The 373-nt window shown below is 68.6% G+C and carries 2 protein-coding genes; one reads left to right on the top strand and one right to left on the bottom strand.

Annotated features, from left to right (window positions below):
* The coding region (locus KHA85_RS17270; protein WP_498039916.1) for a TetR/AcrR family transcriptional regulator at nt 1-179 on the top strand (179 nt) is incomplete at its 5' end.
* On the opposite strand, the gene KHA85_RS17265 is transcribed toward KHA85_RS17270, so the two are convergent.
* Nucleotides 167-373 (bottom strand): cupin domain-containing protein (locus KHA85_RS17265; protein WP_213186725.1); only part of this gene is annotated, 207 nt, incomplete at its 5' end. The genes KHA85_RS17270 and KHA85_RS17265 overlap by 13 nt on opposite strands.

The following is a 373-nucleotide window of genomic DNA, read 5'->3' as shown; positions in this document are numbered from 1 at the left end:
ACCGGGACCGCTTGATCCGCAGCGGCCTCATCTCGTCACAGATGATGGGGTTCGCGCTGATGCGCTACGTGTGGAAGATCGAGCCCGTCGCCTCGATGACCGACGACGAGGCCATCGCCGCGATCGCCCCCAACCTGCAGCGCTACGTCGACGGCGACCTGGGCGGTCAGACCCAGTAGTTGTCGTGGCGGACGAACCACTCCCGGCGTTCCTCGTCGGTCATGTCGGCCAGCGCCGCGAAGCCTTCGAAGTAGGCCTCGCGGGGGGCGCCCGGCGCGAACAGCATCAGGATCGACGCCGGCTCGTCGGCCTCGTTGCGGAAGCCGTGGACGCCGCCCGGGGGGACATAGAGGAAATCGCCCTGGTGCCCGTC

It is taken from the genome of Dietzia massiliensis (assembly GCF_018390595.1).
Lineage (GTDB): Bacteria > Actinomycetota > Actinomycetes > Mycobacteriales > Mycobacteriaceae > Dietzia > Dietzia massiliensis.
The sequence above is the reverse complement of the archived record's forward strand: the minus strand, read 5'-3'. Positions and strand labels throughout refer to the sequence as shown.